18 protein-coding genes are annotated in these 14215 nt (G+C 41.4%); 4 read left to right on the top strand and 14 right to left on the bottom strand.

Annotated elements, in window-relative coordinates:
* Positions 1–180 (top strand): LPXTG cell wall anchor domain-containing protein (locus tag O3643_RS06840; RefSeq protein ID WP_371500753.1); only part of this gene is annotated, 180 nt, incomplete at its 5' end.
* A 190-nt stretch (positions 181–370) separates the two neighbouring features.
* Here the strand turns inward: O3643_RS06840 and O3643_RS06835 are convergent.
* The 10 genes from O3643_RS06835 to O3643_RS06790 all read right to left on the bottom strand — a co-directional run bounded on the left by O3643_RS06835 (position 371) and on the right by O3643_RS06790 (position 9615).
* Positions 371–811, bottom strand: a complete 441-nt coding sequence (locus tag O3643_RS06835; protein ID WP_371500751.1) for an ASCH domain-containing protein — start codon at positions 809–811, stop codon at positions 371–373.
* A complete protein-coding gene (locus O3643_RS06830; protein ID WP_371500749.1) occupies positions 756–1655 on the bottom strand; it encodes a putative PEP-binding protein in 900 nt (299 codons plus the stop codon). The genes O3643_RS06835 and O3643_RS06830 overlap by 56 nt, the downstream gene beginning before the upstream one ends.
* Entirely contained in the window at positions 1633–2133 is a 501-nt protein-coding gene (locus O3643_RS06825; protein ID WP_371500747.1) for an NUDIX hydrolase, read from the bottom strand. The genes O3643_RS06830 and O3643_RS06825 overlap by 23 nt, the downstream gene beginning before the upstream one ends.
* Before the next feature lie 9 nt (positions 2134–2142).
* Entirely contained in the window at positions 2143–2841 is a 699-nt protein-coding gene (locus tag O3643_RS06820; RefSeq protein WP_371500745.1) for a 3-oxoacyl-ACP reductase, read from the bottom strand.
* Positions 2834–3070, bottom strand: coding sequence for a DUF2829 domain-containing protein (locus O3643_RS06815; RefSeq protein ID WP_000141913.1), 237 nt, complete (start codon positions 3068–3070; stop codon positions 2834–2836). Before O3643_RS06815 ends, O3643_RS06820 begins: the two co-directional genes overlap by 8 nt.
* A 98-nt stretch (positions 3071–3168) precedes the next feature.
* Positions 3169–4095 (bottom strand): aldo/keto reductase family oxidoreductase, encoded by a 927-nt coding sequence (locus tag O3643_RS06810; RefSeq protein ID WP_371500743.1) that lies wholly within the window; start codon positions 4093–4095, stop codon positions 3169–3171.
* Between the two features lie 255 nt (positions 4096–4350).
* Positions 4351–6348 (bottom strand): methionine--tRNA ligase, encoded by a 1998-nt coding sequence (gene metG / locus O3643_RS06805; protein ID WP_371500741.1) that lies wholly within the window; start codon positions 6346–6348, stop codon positions 4351–4353.
* 133 nt (positions 6349–6481) lie between these two features.
* Positions 6482–7741 (bottom strand): ABC transporter permease, encoded by a 1260-nt coding sequence (locus tag O3643_RS06800; RefSeq protein ID WP_371500739.1) that lies wholly within the window; start codon positions 7739–7741, stop codon positions 6482–6484.
* Position 7742: 1 nt separating this feature from the next.
* Positions 7743–8444 carry an ABC transporter ATP-binding protein gene (locus O3643_RS06795; protein WP_371500737.1) on the bottom strand — a complete coding sequence of 234 codons (702 nt, stop codon included), beginning with the start codon at positions 8442–8444 and terminating at the stop codon, positions 7743–7745.
* Complete coding sequence (locus O3643_RS06790) at positions 8428–9615, bottom strand: efflux RND transporter periplasmic adaptor subunit (protein WP_371500735.1); 1188 nt, start codon at positions 9613–9615, stop codon at positions 8428–8430. The genes O3643_RS06795 and O3643_RS06790 overlap by 17 nt, the downstream gene beginning before the upstream one ends.
* 238 nt (positions 9616–9853) lie before the next feature.
* On the opposite strand from O3643_RS06790, the gene gor reads away from it, so the two are divergent.
* A complete protein-coding gene (gene gor, locus O3643_RS06785; protein ID WP_371500733.1) occupies positions 9854–11200 on the top strand; it encodes a glutathione-disulfide reductase in 1347 nt (448 codons plus the stop codon).
* A 140-nt stretch (positions 11201–11340) separates the two neighbouring features.
* Entirely contained in the window at positions 11341–11880 is a 540-nt protein-coding gene (locus O3643_RS06780; protein WP_371500731.1) for a biotin transporter BioY, read from the top strand.
* Positions 11881–11931: 51 nt separating this feature from the next.
* Here O3643_RS06780 and O3643_RS06775 read toward each other — a convergent pair whose 3' ends face one another.
* On the bottom strand, positions 11932–12147 hold the full coding sequence (locus O3643_RS06775; protein WP_004253080.1) for a YdbC family protein: 216 nt from the start codon (positions 12145–12147) through the stop codon (positions 11932–11934).
* 92 nt (positions 12148–12239) lie between these two features.
* On the opposite strand from O3643_RS06775, the gene O3643_RS06770 reads away from it, so the two are divergent.
* The gene (locus O3643_RS06770; RefSeq protein WP_049494608.1) at positions 12240–12560 is read left to right on the top strand and encodes a hypothetical protein; all 321 of its coding nucleotides are present in this window, start codon (positions 12240–12242) and stop codon (positions 12558–12560) included.
* Positions 12561–12589: 29 nt separating this feature from the next.
* On the opposite strand, the gene O3643_RS06765 is transcribed toward O3643_RS06770, so the two are convergent.
* From O3643_RS06765 to rimM, 3 genes are read right to left on the bottom strand one after another with little or no spacing between them, the layout of a single operon-like run.
* Positions 12590–12928, bottom strand: a complete 339-nt coding sequence (locus tag O3643_RS06765) for an ATP cone domain-containing protein (protein WP_004253071.1) — start codon at positions 12926–12928, stop codon at positions 12590–12592.
* A 12-nt stretch (positions 12929–12940) separates the two neighbouring features.
* Positions 12941–13660, bottom strand: a complete 720-nt coding sequence (gene trmD / locus O3643_RS06760) for a tRNA (guanosine(37)-N1)-methyltransferase TrmD (RefSeq protein WP_178894816.1) — start codon at positions 13658–13660, stop codon at positions 12941–12943.
* On the bottom strand, positions 13650–14168 hold the full coding sequence (gene rimM / locus O3643_RS06755; RefSeq protein WP_178894815.1) for a ribosome maturation factor RimM: 519 nt from the start codon (positions 14166–14168) through the stop codon (positions 13650–13652). The genes trmD and rimM overlap by 11 nt, the downstream gene beginning before the upstream one ends.
* Positions 14169–14215 lie beyond the last annotated feature (47 nt).

The following is a 14215-nucleotide window of genomic DNA, read 5'->3' as shown; positions in this document are numbered from 1 at the left end:
ACTACAACTACTGCTGAGAATCCAACTCCTGGATCTAATGGTTCAACAACCACTACAACAACTGGAAACAAACCAGGACTTCCAAATACTGGTGAACGCAATAGTCTAATTGTTTCTGTTGCTGGTGTTGCAATGCTTATCGTAGCTGTAGGAACAGTTTTACATTATCGTAAAAAATAATCAACCAATGTAGAAGTGATGAGAATAGGGATTTTAAAGATAACTATCTTTGAAAACTTTATCTAATAACTTTACTTGTTAGATTCAAAAAGCGGACATGATTGTCCGCTTTTTGTTTACTTATTTTAATCATTTGAAGTCAGAAAAAAGCTTTGGACAATGATTCCCAAAACTTTCTTATGTCTGCTTTTTACAAGGGGTAGACCTTTTGAAATTCTTCTAAAACAACCTTGCTTTCAGGTGTAAACGTCAGACCTGCTTCCTCCAGCCACTCCGTGAAAAACTCCTCATGAACCTGACGCCAATAGGCTAAGGATTTATCGCCTTCACCTTCCTTGTAGGCATGGTCGGCTGACACTTGATAGAAAGGCTGAACGGAAACCTTTGTAATTTCGACAATGCAGACAGCCTGGTTCTGACTGTCTAAAATGACATCGAAAGTCCCTTCTTGGGGAAGGGGTTCGTCCTCTACTGCGTAGAGGTCGTAGGCTGAGGCTGTTGCTGTTTTTTCGCCTCTTAGAACCAAGTCAGCCAAGAGATCTGCTTCCACTCCAAAGGCCCAGGCATCTATCTCATCACCGATAGAGGAGTTGATTTGCTTGTAGGCGTTCCACATTTCTTGCGGTGTCATGGGTTCTCCTTTGTAATTTTTTACTTTCTTCTTTTACACGTTTGAGATGATCTGGATGGTCAATCTCTAAATTAAAAATCTCTGGAATAGAACTGTAATGGATAATACATTTGATATCCATTTGATTCATTTTTTGTATGAAAGAAGCATTCAGATATCCTGCTACGGCGAAATCTATCTTTTTCGTCCTTGCTTTATTTTGCATCTGTCTCAGCATTTCTAACATAATGGGACTTTCCATATCATGCCATTGACTATTTCTCACAGTGGCAAAAACAAAAGAAGTCAAATCATTCATTCCCACTACAATCTTTGAAATACCAGTTTCCAGTATCCTGTCCAAGTCAAAATAAGCTGACGGCAATTCAATCATTGTTCCAACTTTTCCAGTAAAACCATGCTGGCGCAATACTCTAATAGCTTGTTTTAACTGTTCAGCATCATTCACAAAAGGAAAAATAACAGACAGATTGGGATTGGTTTGATAAACTTCTGTAACGACATATGCCTCAGCCTGAAATTCATCTGGACACGCCAATAAACGCCTAGTCCCTCTATATCCAAATAATGGGTGGCGTTCATTAAAATACTCTTTAGTCCCGTCTAGACTATTTGCTTCTGCATTTGTTAACTCTGAAAAGCGATACCAGACTTCTTCATCTGAGTATAAATGGCAAATAGTGTCTAGATAATCTTTTACAAATTGCTGACAACTTGGTAACAGGATGTTTTGGTTGAGCTCTCTCAACAAGTATTCCCCACGAATCAAGCCGACGTGGTTCAATAACTGGGGATAAACTTTTTCATCAATTCTTTCGCCACTAAAAGCCAGTTGATTTTGCATGTTTTACCTTCCAATTCATGTAAGAGGTCTTGTCCAATTCTGGAAATCCTCGTAACTCTGCCTTCGCCTTCAATACTAATGGTGAGGCATTTTCTTGGGTCATCTGCTCAATAGGGACCCAAATGGTATTTGCTGAATCATTGCTTCCGTCAAAAACTTCCTGAGGAAGGGATTTTTGAGAGCGTTCTAAATCAAGTACAATATCATAAAAGGCCATGATATGATGTACGGCGAAGTCTTGCCCTTCTTCATGAACCAGCACATCATAAATCCTAGGATTTAAATACTGGCTAAGCATATAACCCGTCTCTTCCAGAACTTCTCTCTTGAGGGTTTCAGTCAGTCCCTCCCCTACTTCCTGGCTACCACCTGGTAGGTCAAAACGATGCTGATAGGGGCCTCTTGTTTTTTCAATACAGAGCAATTTTCCCTCTTGAAGACAGACTCCGTATACCCCAAAGTGATTTTTGATTTCCATCAGATTCTCCTACTTCAAGCTCCAACCACCATCAATAGTCAGAATCTGTCCCTGCATAGCACTCGCTTTCCCACTTGCTAGGAAGAGGCTGACTTCAGCTATTTCACTCGGCTCAATCCAGCGTTTGATAGGTGTTTCACTTGCTACCCAGTCTGCCAGACCACCTGGCTCAAAGTCAGCTGCTGTCATACCAGTCTTAACTGCACCAGGAGCAATGCCAAAGACCTGAATCCCAGCTTCAGCATAGTCTAGAGCTAACTGCTTGGTAAATCCTGCCAAGGCATGTTTAGACGAGGTATAGGCGTGCCCACCTCCACCTGCTAGGCTAGAGGCGATCGAGCACATATTGATGATGATACCCTTCTTTTTCTCCACCATTTGCGTTAAATAATGGCGGGTTAACTCCACTGGTGTCACATAGTTGATTTCAAAAATCTCTTGGATTTCCTGGGCAGATTGTTCCAGTAAGGGTTTGTAATCATCCAAAACTCCAGCAGTATTACAAAGAACATCCACCTGAGGACACCAATCAAAAATTGGTTCCAAGTCAAGCGTTAAATCACGTTGGAAAAAGTGGAAATCACCGTCTAAGACAGGATTATCTCCTTGATCAACACCATAAACCTGATAACCTTTTTCTAAAAATAGACGAGCTTGCGCCAGGCCAATCCCGGAGCTCACGCCCGTAATCAAGACCCGTTTAGTCATGGACTTCCACCCAATCCGTCGCTAAGACATCACAAGGAGTTGGACTCCACATAGAAAAACCTTCTCCTTCACCAGATACGTTGATGAGGAAATAGGGTGTCACTTCAAGGGCGACGCCATTTTGCTCAATGGTATCAAAAAGCTGCACATAGTTTTCAGCCCCACCCCATCCAGTACGTACATATTTCTTTTTTGCCTTTAGTCCAGGTAAAATTTCTTCAAATGTCATGTTTTTCTCCTTTGTTATCTATAAATCTTAATTTCATTATAACAAAAAACCGTTTTTCAACGGCTTTTTGACTGTGATTTCTTAAAATGCATTTTTTCCTAAGGCAAATCATTCCCTGCTGCGAGGTAAATCTCATACCATTCTTTTCGAGTCAGGTTGACATGACTTGCTTGGCTTGCTTCTATCAAATGTTTAGGGTTAGTTGTTCCTACTACTGCCTGCATCTTGGCTGGATAGCGTAACACCCAAGCGATAGCAATAGCTGATGAGCTCACACCGTATTTTAAGGCTAATCGATTTAGAACTTGGTTTAGTTGTTTGAACTTCTCATTGCCGACAAAATTCCCTTTGAAATATCCAAACTGCAAGACTGACCATGCCTGAATAACCATGTCGTTTAATTTGCAGTATTCAAAGACGCTACCATCACGCAAAGATGCCTTGTCACCTTCCATATTGACATGGAAACCTGATTCAAATCCTGGCGTGAAAGCTGCGCTTAGTTGTAATTGATTGATAGATAAAGGTTGTTTGACCTCTTTCTTCAGTAATTCCATCATCATAGGATTTTGATTGGACACACCGAAGTCTCGAACTTTACCTGATTTGTGTAGAATATCAAAGGCTTGAGCCACTTGATCAGCTTCCATCAAAGCATCTGGTCGATGGAGAAGTAAACTATCTAGATAATCAACCTGCAATCTTTTTAGAATCCCGTCTACTGATTCTAAAATATAATCTTTTGAAAAATCAAAATAGGTAAATTCTTCTATGCGAATGCCACACTTGGACTGGATCCACATCTTCTCTCGCAGGTCAGGACGATGTTTTAACACTTGACCCAGTAATTCTTCGCAACGACCTCCACCATAGATATCTGCCAAGTCAAAGGCATTGATTCCTACAGATAGGGCTGTTTCAACCAACTCCTCAACCTCTTTAACCGACTTGTCACTGATTCGCATCATGCCTAGAACGATTTCGGACAATTCTCTTTTCTCTTGACCAAATGGAATGTATTTCATGGCAATTTCCTCCGTTTTTCTTCATTATAAAGCAGAATGACACTTTTATCAACTGATACCTTGCAAAAGAAAGAGAGTGGGACAGAAATCGGTAATTCGTTAGAATTCGATTTCGTCGTCCCACCTCCGCACAGTTGAGTAGGACTGTAAAAGCTGATGAAATCAGCGTAGTAGAGCCCACTCAACCACTGCGTCTTACTCGGCAATCCAAAGACAATTGAGAGGCTAGGACTTTTGTCCCAGCCTCTTTAAATCTTAGCCAATCACACTTCCGTTTGGTACAGCTGGGTCCACTGTGAGAAGGGTTAATTTGCCATCATGTTCAGCTGAGAGAATCATCCCTTGGCTGACATATTTTTTCATCATTTTACGTGGTTTGAGGTTGGCAACGATTTGGACTTTCTTGCCGACCAATTCTTGTTCGTTTGGATAGTATTTTGCAATACCAGAAAGGATTTGACGATCTTGACCATCACCAGCATCTAAGCGGAATTGAAGCAACTTATCAGAACCTTCCACTTTAGAAACTTCTTTGACCTCTGCGACACGGATTTCAACCTTATCGAAGTCTTCAAACTTGATTTCTTCCTTGTTGAGTTTGAGTTCGACTTCATCTGGATTCCATTCTTTCTCGACGGCTGGCTTGTTGCCTTCCATTTGTTCCTTAATATAGGCGATTTCTTCTTCCATATCCAGACGTGGGAAGATTGGTGTTCCTTTAGCAACTACTGTTACACCTGCAGGGAAATCAGCCAAGCTCAAGTTTTCAAGGCTAGAAACTTCTGCTAGACCAAGTTGTGTCAAGACTGCACGACTGGTTTCCATCATAAATGGCTCAATCAAGTGAGCTACGACACGAAGGCTAGCTGCCAAGTGGCTCATCACACTTGCCAATTGGTCACGGTGCGCTTCGTCCTTAGCCAGTACCCATGGAGCTGTCTCATCGATGTATTTATTAGTACGTGAGATGAGGGTCCAGACTGCTTCAAGTGCACGTGGATAGTCAACTGCTTCCATGTAGGTATTGTAGTCAGCGATTGATTGTTCTGCCACTTGAGCAAGTTCATTGTCAAAGTCTGTTACACCTTCTACATAGGCAGGGATTTGACCATCAAAATACTTGTTAATCATTGAAACCGTACGGTTGAGGAGGTTTCCGAGGTCATTTGCCAATTCATAGTTGATGCGCCCTACATAGTCCTCTGGAGTAAAGGTTCCGTCTGAACCAACTGGAAGGCTACGCATGAGGTAGTAACGAAGTGGATCGAGACCATAGCGCTCTACCAACATTTCAGGATAAACGACATTCCCTTTAGACTTGGACATCTTGCCATCTTTCATGACAAACCAACCGTGGGCAATTAAACGATCTGGCAATTTGATATCCAACATCATAAGAAGGATTGGCCAGTAAATCGAGTGGAAACGAAGGATGTCTTTCCCAACCATATGGAAGACTGTTCCATTCCAGAACTTATCAAAGTTACCATGTTCATCTTGACCATAACCAAGAGCTGTCGCATAGTTAAGAAGGGCATCGATCCAAACGTAGACAACGTGTTTCGGATTTGATGGAACTGGCACACCCCAAGTAAATGTTGTACGAGATACTGCTAAGTCTTCCAAACCTGGCTCGATGAAGTTACGTAGCATTTCATTAAGGCGACCATCTGGAGTGATGAAGTCAGGATGTGATTTGAAAAATTCGACCAAGCGGTCTTGGTATTTGCTGAGGCGAAGGAAGTAAGATTCTTCTGAAACCCATTCAACCTCGTGACCTGATGGAGCGATACCACCCGTCACATTTCCAGCTTCATCACGGAAAACTTCCGCAAGTTGGCTTTCTGTAAAGAATTCCTCATCGGATACTGAGTACCAGCCAGAGTATTCACCTAGGTAGATGTCATCTTGAGCTAGCAAGCGTTCAAAAACCTGTGCTACTACTTTTTCATGGTAATCATCTGTGGTACGGATAAATTTATCATATGAGATATCCAGTAATTGCCAGAGTTCTTTAACTCCAACTGCCATGCCATCAACATAGGCTTGAGGTGTGATGCCAGCTTCTTCTGCTTTTTGTTGAATCTTTTGTCCATGCTCATCAAGACCAGTCAGATAAAAGACATCGTAGCCCATCAGGCGTTTGTAACGCGCTAGGACATCACAGGCGATGGTTGTGTATGCAGAACCGATATGAAGTTTACCAGATGGATAGTAAATCGGTGTTGTAATATAAAAATTCTTTTCAGACATAATATTTCCTTTCCAGGCTAATGAAACCTGTTTTTCTAACACTTCATTATACCATATTTTTAGTGATTTTCGATAGAGAAATCCATACAAAAACAAGACAGACTAATGTCCATCTCGTTTTTTATCTTTTAAATTATTCATAGCGAAGAGCTTCGATTGGATCAAGCTTAGAGGCTTTGTTGGCTGGTAAAACACCGAATATCATACCGATACCTGCTGAGACCGCTAAACTAAAGAGAGCGATTGGGATGGATACTCCAACCTCGATTCCTGCAATCAAGTTTTGAAGAAGAACTCCTGCAAGCATAGTCATTCCTGCAGCAAGCAGAAGACCAATGAAACCACCTAATAAGGTTAAAATCATGGATTCAATCAAGAACTGAACTAGGATATTAGCCCGTGTTGCTCCTAGCGCTTTGCGTAGACCAATCTCACGGGTACGCTCTGTCACAGAAACAAGCATAATGTTCATAACACCAGTACCACCGACAAAGAGGGAAATTCCTGCAATAGCACTAATAATCGTTGTTATGAAGCCGAAGAGTTGTTGTACTTCTTGGAAGGCGGCAGACGCATCTGCAACTTGATACTCCCCTTGTTGAAGCCCCGCAATCTCTGTCATTCTTCTTGCCAACTCTGGCCCCAAAGTCTGAGTCAAGCTCGTATCGTTAACACGGAAGACAATATTTGAAATCTCGTCTGTGTTAAAATTAGCTGCCAAGGAAATATTGGTCGTAATTGGTAGTCCTCCAACACCAAATGCTTTGGCTGCCTTGGCTTCTTTACTTGCGTAAACACCAATAACACGGTAACTAATCTCATTTACTTCAATAATTTGATTGAGGGCTTCTTTTGCTGAACCAAAAAGGCTATTGGCTAGTTCTTCATCTAGGATGATAACACTTGCAAAATCCTTATAATCTTGTGCTTTAAGTCCACGACCTGCAATGATTTCATTTTCGACCGCATCCATATAAGTGACATTCCCACCCGTCATGTTAGCGTGTTCGACCTTTTTATCCTTATAGGTCAAGGTCACATTGGCTGAGTTGGTTACATAGTAGCTATCCACTCCCTTGAGCTTTGCAGCTTCCTTAACCCAAGCTTCTTGAGGTTTTGGTGGTTCAACAAAAACTTCTTCTTGACCACCAGACAAGGTCAGGGCAGATTGTCTTTGTGTAAAGGAACCGTCCTTACTCTTGGTAGGTGAGAAGAAGACATGAATGTCTTTCTGAGACTTGGTCATGTTTTTATTGACCTGGCGAGACATAGAGTCACCCAAGGCCATGATCACGACAACTGAGGAAACACCGATGATAATACCAATCATGGTCAGGAAGGAACGCATCTTGTGGGCCATAATGGATGAAAAGGCAAATTTCAGATTCTGCATCTTAGTTTTCCTCCTTTTCTAATTGGACACTATCAGATGAAATGACACCATCTCGGATGACGATTTGACGTTTCGCATAGGCGGCAATTTCAGGCTCATGCGTAACCATAATGATGGTTTTTCCTTCTTTGTTTAATTCAACTAAGAGTTGCATGATCTGATTACCCGTTTTGGTATCCAGAGCTCCTGTTGGTTCATCAGCTAAGATGATAGAAGGATTGTTAACGAGTGCACGCGCAATAGCAACCCTTTGTTTCTGCCCCCCAGACAACTCCGATGGCAAGTGATGGCTACGCTCAGTCAATTCAACCTTTTCCAGATATTCTTCTGCTAATTTGCGACGTTTTGAAGCAGGAACCCCCGCATAAATCAAGGGAAGTTCGACATTCTGGAGAGCATTCATTTTGGACAAGAGAAAGAATTGCTGAAAGACAAAGCCAATCTCTTGATTTCGCACCTTGGCTAATTGTTTTTCACCCAAACCAGCCACTTCTTTTCCGTCTAGAAAATACTGACCACTTGTAGGAGTATCTAACATACCGATGGTATTCATGAGGGTGGACTTACCAGAACCAGATGGTCCCATAATAGCCACGAATTCTCCCTCGTGAACTTCAAGGTTAATGTTTTTTAGAACTTGAAGCTCTTGATCGCCATTTCGATAACTACGGCAGATATTTTTGAGGCTAATTAGTTGCTTCATCAGTCTTCACCTCTTTTCCTTCTTGCAAGGAAGCTGTTGGATTACTGATGACTTTTGCTCCATCTGTCAGACCAGATGTGATTTCTTGGTTTTCTGCATCTGCATTGCCCAATCCAACTTCAACTTTTTTGGCTTTTTGATTTTCATCAAGAATCCAAACGTAGTTTTTATCTTCTTCCATCACAATGCTGGTAATCGGAACAAGCAATGCCTTACTCATACTTTTCACTTCGACACTGACAGAAAAACCTTGTTTCAAATCGCCAATTTCACTAGTTACATCGACCGTATATGGGTATTTAGAACCTGAGTTTGACCCAGCTAAGCTACTACTTGCTTCGCTACTGTTCTTTGGATAATTTGAAATATAGCTAATCTTACCATTCCAAGTTTTATCTGGGTAAACCTTTGAAGTAAAGGTAACTTCTTGGCCTACAGATAGATTGGCAAGGTTGTACTCAGAAAGTTCTCCCTTGACCTGCAAGTTGTCGTTACTAACGATATGTACCAATACTTGGCTATTTCCTGTTGGAGATTTTGAAACATTGCGATTGACTTCGACAACTGTACCTTCTACAGTACTCAAAACTGTAGCGGCATCCAACTGTGCTTGAGCTTTTTCAAGTTGTGCCGCTGCATCTGCACGAACATCACGCGCATCACTGATTTGTGAATCGATAGAAGCTGTAGCTGATGTAGAAGATTGTGCTGGGGTTTGGTCCGTAGCGCCTTCAATCCCAGCTTGAGGGAGCACAGGTGTTGCTGCGGCGGTATTTCGAGCCTCATTCAATTCATTGATATGACGGTCAGCTTTAGCAACTGCACGACTGGCAGCATCATAGGCAGCCTGAGCTTCAGTACTACTATATTTAACAAGTGCTTGGCCTTCACTTACCTTATCTCCGACAGAGACCGAAACCTCATCCAAGTCACCTTTACTAGCATCATAATAAACATATTGTTCATTTTGAGCTGTTACGGTACCAGATAAGAGAACCGATGAAGCCACTGACCCCTCTTTGGCAAGAACGATTTTTGCAGTTTCGTCTTGTGTTGCAGCTTGATTTGGTTGTCTCAATAGAAGGACAGCAGCTGCTCCTACTACAAGAACTGACGTAACTCCTATAGCTGTAAATAGGGGCCATTTTTTAGCTTTTGACTTCTTTTTCATATCCATACCTCATTTATAAACATATATTAAGATTATAGCACAAGTCATAAAAATGGACAATTGCTTTCTGACCATCCAAAAACAATCGCCAAATCTTTTATTGTTGTGTTAGTTATATAATACAACTTCTTTTTTATTTTTGCAAGCATTTTCTTAAGAAATTTAAGCGTAGCAGATTTTTGCATTGACCTCCAAAAAAAGATAGAATATGACTAGAAAAAACCAAAGGAGCTTTCTTATGAGAGAATATGATATTATCGCCATCGGAGGAGGTAGCGGGGGAATTGCTACCATGAATCGTGCTGGTGAACATGGTGCTAAGGCGGCAGTTATTGAGGAAAAGAAATTAGGTGGCACTTGTGTCAACCTCGGCTGTGTCCCTAAAAAAATCATGTGGTATGGAGCCCAAATTGCAGAGAGTATCCACAAATATGGACCTGACTATGGATTCACAAATACTGGGAACGAATTTGATTATGCAACTCTTCGTAAGAATCGTGAAGCCTATATTGATCGTGCTCGCTCGTCTTACGATGGAAGCTTCAAGCGCAACGGAGTTGATTTGATTGAAGGACGTGCCGAGTTTGTCGATGCTCATACTGTCAGCGTTAATGGTGAGTTGATCCACGCTAAGCATATTGTGATTGCGACTGGAGCTCATCCTCATATCCCTGCTATTCCTGGTGCTGAACTAGGTGGTATCTCAGATGATGTCTTCGCCTGGGAAGAGTTGCCTGAATCTGTAGCCATTCTAGGTGCTGGTTACATTGCTGTCGAATTGGCTGGTGTGCTCCATACACTTGGTGTTCAGACAGATTTATTCGTCCGTCGTGAACGTCCGCTACGTGGATTTGATAGCTATATCGTTGAGAGTCTAGTTCAGGAAATGGAAAATACAGGACTAAACCTCCACACCCATAAGGTTCCTGCTAAACTTGAAGAAACTGAACAAGGTATTACCATTCATTTCGAAGATGGCAGCACTCATACTGCCAGTCAAGTTATCTGGGCAACTGGTCGTCGTCCAAATGTTAAAGGACTTCAACTCGAAAAAGCTGGTGTCACCCTCAATGAACGCGGCTTTATCCAGGTTGATGAATACCAGAACACAGTCGTTGACGGAATCTACGCTCTTGGAGATGTCACAGGTGAAAAGGAACTAACTCCTGTCGCTATCAAGGCTGGTCGTACCCTATCCGAGAGACTTTTCAACGGTAAAACCAATGCTAAAATGGACTACACTACTATTCCAACTGTAGTTTTCTCACACCCAGCAATCGGAACAGTCGGTCTGACTGAGGAAGAAGCTATCAAAGAGTACGGCCAAGAAAACGTTAAAGTCTATACTTCAAAATTTGCATCTATGTATTCTGCCGTTACTAGTCACCGTCAAGAAGCTCGCTTCAAGCTCGTAACAGCTGGTGCAGACGAAAAGGTAGTAGGACTTCATGGAATCGGCTACGGAGTTGACGAAATGATTCAAGGTTTCGCAGTTGCTATCAAGATGGGAGCTACAAAAGCTGACTTTGATGCTACTGTCGCTATCCACCCAACTGGCTCAGAAGAATTTGTAACCATGCGTTAAAAGAAAAGAGAGACCCCTTGGTCTCTTTTTTACTTTAAATCGGCCGTTACAAATTTGTAACCTTTTATTTTAAAAAAGGTTGACATTTATATCTCATTCAGTATAATAGTTACTATAATTTATAGAAGAGGTTAACTATTTTGAAAAAAGCACACATTTACGCTATCCCAGCTATCGGGGCTGCACTGATTGCAGTATTGGCCCAAATTAGTATGCCGATTGGTCCAGTTCCTTTCACTCTGCAAAACTTTGCTATTGGACTCATCGCTACTGTTTTTAGACCAAGGGAAGCTGTTCTTTCTGTTGGACTTTATCTATTTCTAGGTGCTATCGGTATTCCTGTTTTTGCTAGCGGAGGGGCTGGTTTTCATGTTTTGGTAGGACCAAGTGCTGGTTATCTTTGGTTCGACCTTGTCTATGCGGGACTTACTTCCTATCTCATTCATACAAATAGTGGCGTCTTACGTATTTTCTTTGCAAATCTCTTGGGAGATTCTCTTGTCTTTGTAGGTGGTATTCTCAGCCTCCACTTCTTAGCTGGTATGCCTTTTGATAAAGCAGTCGCAGTTGGTGTTATTCCCTTTATCATTCCTGATCTTGCAAAAATCGTTGCCATCAGTTTTATCGGCCGACCACTCCTTCAACGTCTCCGTACACAAGCTTATTTTTCAAGCAAATAAAAGAGGCCGGGATTTTCCCTAGCCTCTTTTTAATTAATCTTAGATGAACGTTTATTGATTCTTAAAAGCATCCACCATGATTTGAAATTCTTCATTTGAGAGGGTAATTCCTTTCCCCATCTTGGTGTGGTCAGGACTCCAGCTACGAATGTCAAACTTCGCTGGTGCACCATTAAAGCTGACACGATTGATTTCTTTGGTCCATCCTTTTTCATTTTCAGATAGAGTAAGCAAGTGTTCTTCAATTTCAAATGTAAATTCTGCCATGTTTTTCTCCTTTTTGTTCTCAATTGATTATTCGAAAAATCTTGTAGATTTCATAAAATTTTTATATAATGATGTAAAGAAGGGAGGCCGGAATGAAAGATTTATTAAAACAGGCTTTGCAAAAAGTCCATGATTTTGTCAATGGACATGAAGATTCCATTCCTGAAAAAAGCGATCCCCTAATTGCTAGACTTGAAGAAGCCCTAGCCCAAAAAAAGGCTGTACATATCATCTTTGCGGAAACGAGTTTTACAGGCGATATTATCAAGTATGATACTGACCGCCAACAAATTATCGTTAAAAATTTCGCTAAAAACGTCAGCCGTATTATTCGAGTGTCGGATATTCGAAGGGTAACTTTCGTTCCCTCTACTATCCAAACTGCTCAAAAAAGAAGATTTAAGAAAGAGTGAGATGCTTCTATCATCTCACTCTTTTTATCTTAGCGAATTTGTTCAAAATGAAGGTGAACAGCAATGTGGTCGCCGTAACCACTTCTCTCCAAATCACGTTGCAAACGGTAAGAGATATAGTGTTCTGCAATAGTGATATACCCTGCACCTAGTAAGCGATGCTCAACCATTGATTGAATCATACTGATAGTTGCACGTTCTACTTTTGCTTCTTCCAAATCCAATACAACCTTTTTAGTGACTTGGGCTAGGTTTTGGCGCAAATCGTCAGTCAATACATAGACTGTTTGAGCTGCCTTAAGGATAGCTTGGTAGATTTTATCTGGATCAAAATCAGCGACTTGTCCATCACGTTTGATTACTTGCATAGTTTTCTCCTTTTAATTGTTATTTTCTTTAATTTCTGCTAACATTTTTTCTTCTTCTGCTGTCAATTCATAGTTGTCCAGCAAATCAGGTCTACGTTGGTAGGTTTTCTTGAGGCTCTCATAGAGTCGCCACTGACGTATGTTTTCATGGTGTCCACTCATAAGAACATCTGGAACTAGCATTCCACGATAATCGTAAGGTCTTGTGTACTGAGGATATTCCAAGAGTCCTGATGAAAAGCTATCATCTTGGTGACTTGCTTCCTTCCCAATAACTTCTGGAATCAAGCGAACAGTCGCATCAATCATGGTCATCGCTGCTAGTTCTCCACCAGTCAAGACATAATCTCCAAGAGATATCTCATCGGTTACCAAGGTCTTAATACGCTCATCATAGCCTTCGTAGTGACCACAGATGAAGATAAGTTCTTCTTCTTGCGCCAAATCCTCAGCGTAAGCCTGATCGAACTGTTTCCCAGCAGGGTCTAAGAGAATCACGCGCGGGTTCTTTTTTTCAATGGCATCAAAGGCGTCAAAGATGGGTTGGGCTCTAAGGAGCATCCCTTGACCACCTCCGTAAGGTTCATCATCCACATGACGGGCCTTTTCAGCGTAGTCACGAAAATTATGATAGTGGATATCTAAGAGTCCTTTTTCACGAGCCTTGCCAACGATGGAATGTTCTAAGGGTGTGAACATTTCTGGAAAGAGAGTTAAAATATCAATCTTCATCGTCTAACCCTTCTAAGAGTTCAACATCCACACGGTTATTAGGAATATCTATATTGAGAACTACAGGCGGGATATAAGGTAAGAGTAAGTCTCGTTTGCCTTTTCGTTTGACTACCCAGACATCATTGGCGCCTGGCTGAAGGATTTCCTTGATGGTTCCAATCAAGTTATCTCCCTCATAGACTTCTAAACCGATAATCTCGTGGTAGTAAAACTCACCTTCATCGAGGTCATTGAGATTCTCCTCAGCAACCTTCAGACTGTGCCCCTTATATTTTTCGATATCATTGATATGGTACATATCTTTAAACTTGATGATATCGAAGTTTTTATGTTTACGGTGGCTTGCAATGACCACTGTTCGCACAAATTGATCTTTTTCATCAAATAAGGCAAGCTCTGCCCCTTTTTTAAAGCGTTCTTCAGCAAAATCCGTCACAGACAAGACTCGCATCTCACCTTGCAAGCCTTGGGTATTGACAATTTTCCCAACATTAAAGTAGTTCATCTGATCTCCTGTATCTGTTTCTCCCTTTATTTTATCATGTTATAGGG

Source organism: Streptococcus sp. 20925_1_44 (genome assembly GCF_041432435.1).
Classification (GTDB): Bacteria; Bacillota; Bacilli; order Lactobacillales; family Streptococcaceae; genus Streptococcus; species Streptococcus infantis.
This window is presented reverse-complemented; position numbering and strand designations above follow the sequence as displayed.

Coding starts and splice junctions, on each gene's coding strand:
- O3643_RS06835 (WP_371500751.1), bottom strand. CDS start 811: ATGACACCGCAAGAAATGTGGAACGCCTACAAGCAAATCAACTCCTCT.
- O3643_RS06830 (WP_371500749.1), bottom strand. CDS start 1,655: ATGCAAAATCAACTGGCTTTTAGTGGCGAAAGAATTGATGAAAAAGTT.
- O3643_RS06825 (WP_371500747.1), bottom strand. CDS start 2,133: ATGGAAATCAAAAATCACTTTGGGGTATACGGAGTCTGTCTTCAAGAG.
- O3643_RS06820 (WP_371500745.1), bottom strand. CDS start 2,841: ATGACTAAACGGGTCTTGATTACGGGCGTGAGCTCCGGGATTGGCCTG.
- O3643_RS06815 (WP_000141913.1), bottom strand. CDS start 3,070: ATGACATTTGAAGAAATTTTACCTGGACTAAAGGCAAAAAAGAAATAT.
- O3643_RS06810 (WP_371500743.1), bottom strand. CDS start 4,095: ATGAAATACATTCCATTTGGTCAAGAGAAAAGAGAATTGTCCGAAATC.
- metG (WP_371500741.1), bottom strand. CDS start 6,348: ATGTCTGAAAAGAATTTTTATATTACAACACCGATTTACTATCCATCT.
- O3643_RS06800 (WP_371500739.1), bottom strand. CDS start 7,741: ATGCAGAATCTGAAATTTGCCTTTTCATCCATTATGGCCCACAAGATG.
- O3643_RS06795 (WP_371500737.1), bottom strand. CDS start 8,444: ATGAAGCAACTAATTAGCCTCAAAAATATCTGCCGTAGTTATCGAAAT.
- O3643_RS06790 (WP_371500735.1), bottom strand. CDS start 9,615: ATGAAAAAGAAGTCAAAAGCTAAAAAATGGCCCCTATTTACAGCTATA.
- gor (WP_371500733.1), top strand. CDS start 9,854: ATGAGAGAATATGATATTATCGCCATCGGAGGAGGTAGCGGGGGAATT.
- O3643_RS06775 (WP_004253080.1), bottom strand. CDS start 12,147: ATGGCAGAATTTACATTTGAAATTGAAGAACACTTGCTTACTCTATCT.
- O3643_RS06770 (WP_049494608.1), top strand. CDS start 12,240: ATGAAAGATTTATTAAAACAGGCTTTGCAAAAAGTCCATGATTTTGTC.
- O3643_RS06765 (WP_004253071.1), bottom strand. CDS start 12,928: ATGCAAGTAATCAAACGTGATGGACAAGTCGCTGATTTTGATCCAGAT.
- trmD (WP_178894816.1), bottom strand. CDS start 13,660: ATGAAGATTGATATTTTAACTCTCTTTCCAGAAATGTTCACACCCTTA.
- rimM (WP_178894815.1), bottom strand. CDS start 14,168: ATGAACTACTTTAATGTTGGGAAAATTGTCAATACCCAAGGCTTGCAA.